The organism is Sphingomonas gilva (assembly GCF_003515075.1).
Taxonomy (GTDB): Bacteria; Pseudomonadota; Alphaproteobacteria; order Sphingomonadales; family Sphingomonadaceae; genus Sphingomonas; species Sphingomonas gilva.
In genome coordinates this window covers 1-10,000 of record NZ_QWLV01000012.1, presented here as the reverse complement: position 1 = coordinate 10,000, position 10,000 = coordinate 1, and the positions used below count along the sequence as shown (strand labels likewise).

Here is a 10,000-nt window from a genome sequence, read left to right as displayed (position 1 = left end):
CCACGACCTTGATAGATCGGATGTGGAAGCGCGGTAACGCGTGGAGCTAACCGATACTAATTGTCCTATTTACGCTTGAGAGTCCCACCATCAACGACAGCACTGGTTGCAGTCGCTTGAAGGTGGATGATCATTCTTCGCCTGAACAAGTGCACGATTTCTAGACCCGCATTTCGCTTTCCCGCGCCTGCTTCATAGCTTGGTGACCATAGCGTCCGTGACCCACCCGATCCCATCCCGAACTCGGCCGTGAAACCGGACAGCGCCGATGGTACTACCGCTTAAGCGTTGGAAGAGTAGGTCGTCGCCAGGCTTTGCAGCCGGCGCGGAAAAGCGAAATGCGGGCGAACCCATTCACGATTTCTCCTGCGATGCGCAGGAGCGGACTTGGCGCGGGGTGGAGCAGCCCGGTAGCTCGTCAGGCTCATAACCTGAAGGTCACAGGTTCAAATCCTGTCCCCGCAACCATGAAAAAGCCCGCCAGCCATCCGGCTCGGCGGGCTTTTTCGCGTTCGTCTCAGGCGATGCTATGAGGGGTGCGCCGGTCGGCATGCGCGCCTGCGGGCGGCGATGCAGGCCGATGCCCGCGAGGAGATCGACGATGACGCGCGACGCCGGGATGCCCAGCCAGGTCGATCGAGCTCACTTCCAGCAAGCGATCGATGCGCTGCGCGCGCGCGAGAAGGCGCATATGAAGGCGGGCGACGCGATCGCCGCCGCCCGGCGGCGGCTGCCGATGGTCGAGGTCGACGCTTCGATACCGCTGATCGGCGCCGATGGCCCGCTGACGTTGCTCGACGCGTTCGAGGGCCGCCGCATGCTCATCGCCTATTATTACATGTGGTTCGCCGGAAAGCCCGCGGCGGACCAGTGCGAGGGCTGCACCCACTTCACCTCGCAGGTCCGCGAGCTGTCCTATATCCACGCCAGCGACGTCACCTACGCCACCTTCTGCCAGGGTTCGTACGACGAGAGCATCCGCTATCGCGACTTCATGGGCTGGCAGATGCCGTGGCATTCGCTCCCGCCGGAATCGGTCGAACGCCTCCTTGCCGGGCGCAAGGCGGGCCTGATGTACCTCATCTGCTATCTGCGCCGGGGATCCCGCGTCTTCGAGACCTATTGGACGACGCGGCGCGGCGTCGAGGCGATGGACAACAGCTACCGGCTGCTCGACCTGACCGTCTATGGGCGGCAGGAGACCTGGGAGGATTCGCCGCCGGGCTGGCCGCAGCCGAACGATGCCGACGCGCCGGGGCAATGGCGGATGGACGGGCGCCCCACCCCGCAATGGGGCCGCCTGGATGCGGGCTATTCGGACGATCTTGGAACCGCAAAGCGCTGAGCCGGCCCGCGCCATGATGGGCATTCGGCCGCGCCCGCTCTTGATACCGGTGTCATTCCTCATCTAAGCTGCCTCTGCAGGAGAAGGAAGATGAGCGCCGATCGCACAAGCCAGCCCGACGCCCGCCGGGCGACCTCCGCCGGCCCGGGCCTGACCCGCCGCGAAACGCTGCTCGGCACGGCCGGAGGCGTGAGCCTGCTGGCCGGCCCCTCGAGCGCGCGCGACCACCCCGCCGGCGCATCGTCCGGCACCCCCGAATGGCGGCGCGGGTTCGACAACCAGCGCATCCCCGATCTCGGCGAGGGCCGCTTCCTCAACCCGCTGATGGCGGGCGATCACCCCGATCCGACCATCCTGAAGGACGGCGCGGATTACTACATGACCTTCTCCACCTTCGATTCCTATCCCGGGCTGGTCATCTGGCATTCGCGCGACCTGGTGAACTGGCGGCCGCTCACCGCGGCGCTCACCAGGAATGTCGGATCGGTCTGGGCGCCCGAGCTCGTCAAACACAAGGGCCGCTATTTCATCTATCTGCCGGTCAAGGCGTCGCCCAACACCAGCCACGTCATCTGGGCGGACCGGATCGAGGGGCCCTGGAGCGACCCGATCGACCTCAATCTGCCCGACCATATCGATCCCGGCCATGCGGTGGGCGAGGACGGATCGCGCTGGCTGTTCCTGTCGGGCGGCGACCGCATCCGCCTCGCCGAAGACGGCCTGTCGACCATCGGCGAGGTCGAGCATGTCTATGATCCCTGGCGCTATCCCGACCACTGGGATGTCGAGAGCTTCTCGCCCGAAGGCCCCAAGATCACGCGGCATGGCGGCTGGTTCTACCTGATCACCGCGGTCGGCGGCACCGCCGGCCCGCCGACCGGGCACATGGTCATCGCCGCGCGCTCGCGCTCGATCCACGGCCCGTGGGAACATCATCCCGGCAATCCGCTGGTGCGCACCACCTCGCTTTCCGAAAAATGGTGGTCGCGCGGGCATGCGACGCTGGTCGAGGGGCCGGACGGCAGCTGGTGGTCGGTCTATCATGGCTATGAGAACGGCTTCTGGACGCTCGGGCGGCAGACCCTGCTCGATCCGGTGGAATGGACCGCCGACGGCTGGTTCCGCATGACCGGCGGCGACCTGTCGCAGCCGATCGCCAAGCCCGGGGGCGGAAGCGCCGTACGCCACGGCCAGCCGCTGTCGGACGATTTCTCGACGCTGGCGATCGGCACCAGGTGGAATTTCTTCAGGCCCGCGCCGGACGAGCGCGAACGCGCGCGCGTGGAGGGCGGTGCGCTGGTGCTCGAGGCGCGCGGCAAGGCCCCGTCCGATTCATCGCCGCTGTTGCTGATCGCGGGCGATCTCGCCTACCGCTTCGAATGCGATATCGAGATCGCGCCGGGCGGAACCGCGGGGCTGGTGCTGTTCTACGACGACAAGCTCTATTGCGGCCTCGGCTTCGACGAGACGCGCTTCGTCACCCATCAGTACGGCATAGAGCGCGGCCGCCCGGCCAATCCGCACGGGCGGCGGATGCGCATGCGCGTCACCAACAACCGCCACATCGTCGCCTTCCACACCTCCGGCGATGGCGGGCGGACATGGCGGCGCTTCGATCGCGGCATGGAGGTCTCCGGCTATCACCACAATGTCCGCGGCGGCTTCCTGATGCTCAGGCCCGGCCTCTATTCGGCCGGCGCGGGCGAGGCGCGCTTCCGCAATTTCCGCTTCACCGCGCTGTGACGCCGGCTGGAAGTCAGCCCAGGCCCTGAGTCTTGGCCCAGGCGAGGAACAGCTCCGGCCACACCGACGCCGGCGTGCCGGCCGCGCCGCGCAGCCCGAAGCCGTGGCCGCCCCTGGCGAACAGGTGCGTCTCGACCGGGATTCCCTTCGCCCTGAGCGCCGCGCGCAGCAGCAGGCTGTTCTCGACCGGCACCGCGCCGTCATCCTCGGCATGGACCAGGAAGGTGGGCGGGGTCTCCGCCGATACGTTCAGATGCGGCGAGTGCGCGTCCTCCAGCGCCTCGTCCGCGCCTTGGCCGATCAGCTGCGCGCGCGATCCGGCATGGGCATGGGGCGCGCGCATGCCGATCACCGGATAGATCGGCGCGGCGACCACCGTCCGCGCGGACAGGGCGTCGGCCGCATCGACCGGCGCATAGGCCGGGTGCGCGAAGCGCGTGGCGAGATCGGCGCAGAGATGCCCGCCCGCGGAAAAGCCCATCGCTGCGACCCGCGCCGGATCGATGTCGTAATCGCGCGCCCGGTGGCGGATCAGTCGCATCGCGCGCTGCGCATCGGACAGCGCGACGTCGGGTCCCGCCGCCCAGCCGTCTCCCGGCAGGCGGTAGAACAGCACGAACACGGTATAGCCCCGCGCCGAAAGCCAGCGGCCGAGCTCATGGCCTTCCTTGTCGATCACCACGCGGACATAGCCGCCGCCCGGCATCACCAGCACCGCGCCGCCATTGGCGCGCGCCGGACGGAACACCGCCATGCGCGGCCGCGCGACATGCTCGACGAAGCGGTCGCTGATCCGCGGGTCGGCCGATCGCTGGACGATCCGCTCGGCCGGCAGCGGCGTCGGCGCGCCGGGCGGGCCCGCGGGCCACAGGTCGATCGTCTCGGGCTCCGCCGGCGCCGATCCGGCGGCCCGCGCCGGAGGTCCCGCCGCAAGCATCGCGGCGGCGCCGAGCAAGGTCCTGCGATCCCACTCCACGCCGTCCGCGATCCCTCTCTCAGAGCTTCAGCCGCGCGCCGAACAGGATGGTCCGGCCGAAATGGTTGTTCTCGTACGCGCGGCGCGTGTCGACGTCGACCCAGCGGACGCGATAGGCGTCGGTCAGGTTGGTGCCTTCGACCGAAAGCTCGATCCAGTCGGTCAGCTTGTAGCGCACCGAGGCGTCGACATTGGTGATCGATTCATAGCCCTCGAAGATGTTGCCGGTGCCCGATCCGGCATCGACATAGGGCCCGCGATAGCTGACCGACGCACGCGCGCTGAAGCGATCGTCCTCATAATAGAGCGTCGCGTTATAGGCTTCCTTGGAGAGGCCGTGGAGCGTCGATTCATACTCGTCCGCGCTCGCGCCCCCCAGCGAGCAGCCGGGCAGCACGCAGGTGTTCGTGAAGGGACCGGTCTGCGTATAGATCGCCGAGGAGTCGACGAAGGTCGCATTCACGATACCGCCAAAATTGGACAGGAAGCCCGGCAGGAAGGTGAACGGCGTCTGCAGCGCGAGCTCGATGCCCTTCAGCTCCGCGCCCGTTCCGTTGACCGTGGTCTGGATCGTCCAGATCGGCTGGGAAAGCTGTTCGGGGTTGAGCGCCGCCGGAGAGGAGGGCACCAGCACCGATGCGGGCAGGCCGGTCGAGGTGAAGGTCTGCTCGGTCAGCGTCCGCCCGACCGGGAAGCTCTCGATATCCTTCTTGAACAAGGCGACCGAGGCGATCGCCTGCGGGGCGAAATACCATTCGAAAGCGACGTCGAAGGTGGTCGCGCGGAACGGCTCCAGCTGCGGATTGCCGAAATTGATGCGATAGTTGAAGCCGTCGGCCGATCCGCCCGGCGTCAGACTGCCCAGCGAGGGCCGCGTGATCACCTTGGCGATCGCGCCGCGGATGATGAAATCCTCATGCGGGAACAGCGCGACGTTCATCGACGGCAGCCAATCGTCGTAATCGCGTTCGATATTGACCAGCACGCCGCCGTTGAGGCCGTAGGAGCTCTGCTCGGTGCGGACGTAGCGCATGCCGGCGTTGGCGGCATATTCCAGGCCGAACAGATCGCCCTTCATGTCGAACTGCACGTAGCCGCCCTTGGTCTCCTCCTGCACGCCGCGGTTGTTGCCGGCGTCGATCCGCGCCTCGCGATCGTAGAGGCCTGTGAAGGCGGCCGCGGCGTCGAGGTTGGGGATCAGCCAGCTGTTGGTGTTGCCGCCCGGCTGGCCGGCATCGCCCAGCTCGAACAGGTCGGCGAGATCGCCCGTGACGGGGAAGCCGTAAACGGCGCCGGGGCCGAACGCCGATGATGGCGAGCAGGTGATGGTGCCCAGCACCAGATCCTCCCCGCCATTGCCGCACACCGCGGTGTCGCGGGTGAAGGCGGTGATGTCGTAATTGTACCGGCGCCACACGCCGCCCGCCTTGACCTGGAAGCCCTCGGTCACGTCCCATTCGGTGCGCAGCTGGACGGTCTTGAACTTGTTGACCACGTCCGAGGGACGGTCGCGGATCTCCGCCAGCTGGAAGTTCGCCGGGTCGGTCACGCTGGTGCCGAAGGTCAGCCGCGGGTGCAGCATGTCCGAATAATCGAACTCATAGCCCTGCGCGTCGCGATCGTCGAAGATGATCGTCGTCTCGACCGGAACCTCCGCGTCCGATTTGGAGAAGCCGCCGAGCAGGGTGAAGCGGAAATTGTCGGTCAGGTCCTGATCCCAGGTCGCGCCGAGCTGGTAGAATTCGGTCCTCGACTGCTTCAGGAAATGCTCTGTGCGGACCCATGCGTCGTTGAGCGTCGCGGAGACCATGTTGTTGTTCTCGTCGATCTCGTAATCGACCACGTCGATCGATCGCTCGTTGGAACGCAGCAGCACCTCGCCCCATTTCTCGCGGCGGTCTTCGCTGAAGCGCGAATAAAGGCCGTCGACGGAGACCTTGGTCGCGTCGGACGGCGACCATTGGACGCTGGCGGTGATGCCCAGCCGCTCGCGGTCGTGGCCGACCTCGCCATAGCGCGGGATGCGCGGATGGAAGGCGAGGCCCGCGGCGTCGCACGCCTCGCTCGGCCGGTATCTGCCGCCGCTGTTCGCGCGCGGCGTGGTGTAATTGAGATCGGCGTCGGTGTTGTACCAGCACGGCGTGCCGTTCACCGAATCGAAGCGCGCCTGCGCCCAGCGGACGGTGTTGTTGCCCAGCTCCAGCGTGTCGGTCTGCTGATAGGCGGCGGAGACCGACGCGCCGAAGCTGCCGTCGGGCGATTTCCATGAGAGCAGCCCGGCGACGCGTGGCCCGACATTCTCGCTCAGGTCGTTGTACGAGCCCTGCGCCGAGGCGACGAAGGTGAAGCCGGTCCTGCCGCCCAGCGGATTGCCGGTGTTGAGATCGACCACCGCGCCCAGCGAGCCCTCGTCGAGCGAGGCCGAGGCGGTCTTGTGCACGACGATCGAGTTGAACAGCTCTGAGGCGAACACGTTGAAATCGAAGGCGCGGTCGCGGTTGGACGAGGCGCCGTCATGCGACGTGGCGATCGTCTCCAGCCCGTTCACCCGGACGCGGGTGAACTGCGCGCCCAGGCCGCGCACGGTGATCGCGCGGCCCTCGCCGCCGTCGCGCTGGATCGAGATGCCGGGGATGCGCTGCAGCGATTCGGCCAGGTTCTGGTCGGGAAACTTGGCGATGTCCTCGGCGACGATCGCATCGACCGCGGCCACCGATTCGCGCTTCACGTCGAGCGCGGCGTCGAGCGAGGCGCGAAAGCCGGTGACGATGATCTCGTCGGCCTGCGCCGCCTCAGCGGTGTCGGCAGCCTGCTCGCTCGCCGCGTTGGCGTCGAGCGGCGTGTCCTGGGCATGGGCGGCGGTCGCCATCCCCAGCAATGATACCGCTCCCATAAAACGGGCAAGCAGCACGGGACGGTTGGTCATGCGCATTTTGAATCTCTCCCCTTCGTCCGGCGCCGCCGAGCGTGACACCGGTTGCCAAATCCTGCCTTCACCCCGCTGATCGCGGTGTGGAGGCGCATTTTCGGGAGAGGGAGGGGTGCAAATCACCCCCGAATCACGCACCACCCTCCAGAAACGCCGCGTTATCGCGGTCGCGCACCGGCCTTTTTGCGCTTGAGTAACCGGTGTCATAAGGACATTGTGACGAACCGCAGCGCATGTCAAGAAGGGGCGAGGAGAGGATAATGATGAAAAGATGGATCGCGGCCGCCTTGATGATGCTCGCCGCCCCGGTGCTGGCGCAACAATCGGTCCCGGCCTTTTCCGGCGCGGTGGGCTGGGCGAAGGACACGCCCGGCGGCCGCGGCGGGCGGATCATCCGCGTCACCAACCTCGCGGCCTCGGGGCCAGGCTCGTTCAAGGCGGCGGTCGAGGCGAAGGGGCCGCGCATCGTCGTGTTCGAGGTCGGCGGGGTGATCGACATGGGGCGCACCGCGCTCACCATCACCGAGCCCTTCCTCACCATCGCCGGCCAGACCGCACCCTCGCCCGGCATCACCTTCATCCGCGGCGGCTTCGACGTGAAGACGCACGACGTGATCATCCGCCACATCCGCATCCGCACCGGGGTCGACGGCCAGGCCAGGCGCAGCGGGTGGGAGGTCGACGCGCTCTCCACCGTCGGCGCGCGCAACGTCATCGTCGACCACTGCACCATGACCTGGGCGATCGACGAGAATCTCTCCGCCTCCGGCCCCCGCTTCACCGGCGATACGGTGGAGGAATGGCGGCGCGGCACCAGCCACAACATCACCTTCAGCTACAACCTGCTCGCCGAGGGGCTGGCCGACGCCAGCCATCCCAAGGGCGAGCATTCGAAGGGCTCGCTGATCCACGACAACGCCACCGGCGTCCTCATCTACCGCAACGTCTATGCGCACAATGTCGAGCGCAGCCCGCTGGTGAAGGGCGGGGCGCATGTCGCGGTGGTCAACAACCTGATCTACGATCCCGGCAAGCGCGCGGTGCATTACAATCTGATGGCGCTCGAATGGGCCGGCCATCCCTATCAGACGGGCGAGATCTCCGCGGTGGGCAACGTCATGCGCGGCGGGCCCTCCACCGACGAGGGCCTGCCGTTCCTGATGCTCGGCGGCGACGGCGACCTGCGCTATCACGGGCGCGACAACATCGCGGTCGACAAGATGGGCAAGCCGCTTCCCATGTTCGGCCGCTATGGCGAGACGCGCGCGCGGCTGATCGAGGTGGACGAGGCGCTGGTCTGGCCCCAGGGGCTCGACGTGCTGCCCGCGCGCGACGTCGAGACGCATGTGCTCGCGCAGGCCGGCGCGCGGCCGTGGGACCGTGACGAGCACGACATCCGCGTGCTGTTCTTCGTCGCCGAGGGGCGCGGCGAGATCATCGATGACGAAAAGGAGGTGGGCGGCTATCCCGTGCAGAAGATGACGCGCGCGCCCTTCGTCGCGGCCGACTGGAACCTCGATACGATGGAGCCGAGATCAGGGCGCTATCCGGGGCAGAAGGGCCCGATCCAGGAGGTGATGAGCGAGCGCGACCGCGCGATGCGGCAATAGGGAGGGGACGGGGATGCTCAGACTGTTGGCGATGGTGGCGGCGGGCTGGCTGCTGGCGGGCGCCGCGCCCGATCCGGCGCGCATCCTGATCTTCAGCCACACCACCGGCTATCGCCACGCCTCGATCGAGCCGGGCGTCGCCGCGCTGAAGGCGATCGCCGCGAAGCAGGGGATCGAGGCCGAAGCAAGCGAAGCGCCCGCGCTGTTCGACGATCCCGCCGCGCTCGCCCGCTTCGGCGCGATCGTCCTGCTCAGCACCACCACCGATCCCAAGGATCCGGCAAGCGAGTGGTTCACCGGCAAGCGCCGCGAGGCGCTGCAGGGCTTCGTGCGCGGCGGCGGCGGCATCGTCGCGATCCACGCGGCGGCGGATTCGCATTACCATTGGCCGTGGTACGGCCGGATGATCGGCGGCCGCTTCCAGCGCCATCCGCCGGGTACGCCGACGGCCAAAATCACCCGCCGCGACGCGCGCCATCCCGCGACCGCGGCGCTGCCAGAGACGTTCAGCCGCACCGACGAATATTATTATTACCAGGACTACGACCCGACGCTGCGGCTGCTGCTGACCTTCGATCCCGCCTCGATCGGGGAGAAGGATGTCAATCCCAAGCCTATCGCCTGGGCGCATGTCTTCGAGGGCGGGCGCGTCTTCTACACCGGCCTCGGCCATAGCCCGGACGGCTGGGACGATCCCAACCTCGTCGCGCATCTGACCGGCGGCCTCGAATGGGCGCTGGGGCGCGACGCCGCCCGCGCGATGGTGATCGTCGACGAGGCCCGGAAGGTGCGCGACGAGCCGCCGCCGCACGGCGATATCGGCATGAGCACCGCGCACCGCATCTCGGACGGCGTGCCCGCGCGCACCATGGAATTCCGCCGCCGCACGCTCCACCCCGGCGCCGCGATCGGCATCCACCCGATCGGCCATGACGAGGTCTATTACGTCCTCTCGGGCGAAGGCGAGGTCACCTCCGACGACAAGACCGCCCGCCTGACCAGGGGCATGGCCGCCTATCTCTATGAAGGCGCCAGGGTCGGCATCCGCCAGACAGGCAAGGAACCGCTGTCGCTGATCATCAGCTATCCGATCCCGGGAAAGTGATGGGCGGTGAAAAGGGAGACTTAATCCTGAAGTTGCACGCCTTGGAGCCAATCGACATTCGGCTGAAATGGGGCGCATATTAACCACCCGTCACCCCGGACTTGTTCCGGGGTCCATCGTGCGGCGAGGTTCGCCTTCGAGAGTCGGATGCTGCGCTCGCGGCATCATGGACCCCTCTGAGTTCACAAACGAAGTGCAACACCACGTACAGGTGTTGCCATGTCGAGATACCGCCAGCTTTCGATCGAGGAACGGTGTGCGATTGCCCGGCTTCATGAAGCCGGGCAATCGC

The 10,000-nt window shown here is 67.3% G+C and carries 6 protein-coding genes, 1 tRNA gene and 2 rRNA genes (1 of these 9 cut by a window edge); 7 read left to right on the top strand and 2 right to left on the bottom strand.

Annotated features, from left to right (window positions below; translation table 11 throughout):
- The 5 genes from D1610_RS16595 to D1610_RS16575 form a co-directional block, all read left to right on the top strand.
- Positions 1 to 80, top strand: a 23S ribosomal RNA gene (locus D1610_RS16595) (it extends 2,714 nt beyond the left edge of the window).
- A gap of 118 nt (positions 81 to 198) precedes the next feature.
- Positions 199 to 313 (top strand): 5S ribosomal RNA (gene rrf, locus D1610_RS16590).
- A 78-nt stretch (positions 314 to 391) separates the two neighbouring features.
- Positions 392 to 468: transfer RNA gene (locus D1610_RS16585), tRNA-Met, on the top strand.
- A 133-nt stretch (positions 469 to 601) separates the two neighbouring features.
- On the top strand, positions 602 to 1,345 hold the full coding sequence (locus D1610_RS16580; RefSeq protein WP_118865319.1) for a DUF899 family protein: 744 nt from the start codon (positions 602 to 604) through the stop codon (positions 1,343 to 1,345).
- A gap of 90 nt (positions 1,346 to 1,435) precedes the next feature.
- The gene (locus D1610_RS16575; RefSeq protein ID WP_118865318.1) at positions 1,436 to 3,088 is read left to right on the top strand and encodes a family 43 glycosylhydrolase; all 1,653 of its coding nucleotides are present in this window, start codon (positions 1,436 to 1,438) and stop codon (positions 3,086 to 3,088) included.
- A gap of 13 nt (positions 3,089 to 3,101) precedes the next feature.
- Here D1610_RS16575 and D1610_RS16570 read toward each other — a convergent pair whose 3' ends face one another.
- Complete coding sequence (locus D1610_RS16570; RefSeq protein ID WP_245942358.1) at positions 3,102 to 4,064, bottom strand: alpha/beta hydrolase; 963 nt, start codon at positions 4,062 to 4,064, stop codon at positions 3,102 to 3,104.
- Positions 4,065 to 4,083: 19 nt separating this feature from the next.
- Entirely contained in the window at positions 4,084 to 6,933 is a 2,850-nt protein-coding gene (locus tag D1610_RS16565) for a TonB-dependent receptor (RefSeq protein WP_245942357.1), read from the bottom strand.
- A gap of 350 nt (positions 6,934 to 7,283) precedes the next feature.
- On the opposite strand from D1610_RS16565, the gene D1610_RS16560 reads away from it, so the two are divergent.
- Positions 7,284 to 8,603, top strand: a complete 1,320-nt coding sequence (locus D1610_RS16560; RefSeq protein WP_245942367.1) for a pectate lyase family protein — start codon at positions 7,284 to 7,286, stop codon at positions 8,601 to 8,603.
- A 13-nt stretch (positions 8,604 to 8,616) separates the two neighbouring features.
- Positions 8,617 to 9,708 (top strand): ThuA domain-containing protein, encoded by a 1,092-nt coding sequence (locus D1610_RS17485; protein ID WP_182466886.1) that lies wholly within the window; start codon positions 8,617 to 8,619, stop codon positions 9,706 to 9,708.
- Positions 9,709 to 10,000: the final 292 nt, after the last annotated feature.

Coding starts and splice junctions, on each gene's coding strand:
- D1610_RS17485 (WP_182466886.1), top strand. CDS start 8,617: ATGCTCAGACTGTTGGCGATGGTGGCGGCGGGCTGGCTGCTGGCGGGC.
- D1610_RS16560 (WP_245942367.1), top strand. CDS start 7,284: ATGATGCTCGCCGCCCCGGTGCTGGCGCAACAATCGGTCCCGGCCTTT.
- D1610_RS16575 (WP_118865318.1), top strand. CDS start 1,436: ATGAGCGCCGATCGCACAAGCCAGCCCGACGCCCGCCGGGCGACCTCC.
- D1610_RS16565 (WP_245942357.1), bottom strand. CDS start 6,933: ATGGCGACCGCCGCCCATGCCCAGGACACGCCGCTCGACGCCAACGCG.
- D1610_RS16580 (WP_118865319.1), top strand. CDS start 602: ATGACGCGCGACGCCGGGATGCCCAGCCAGGTCGATCGAGCTCACTTC.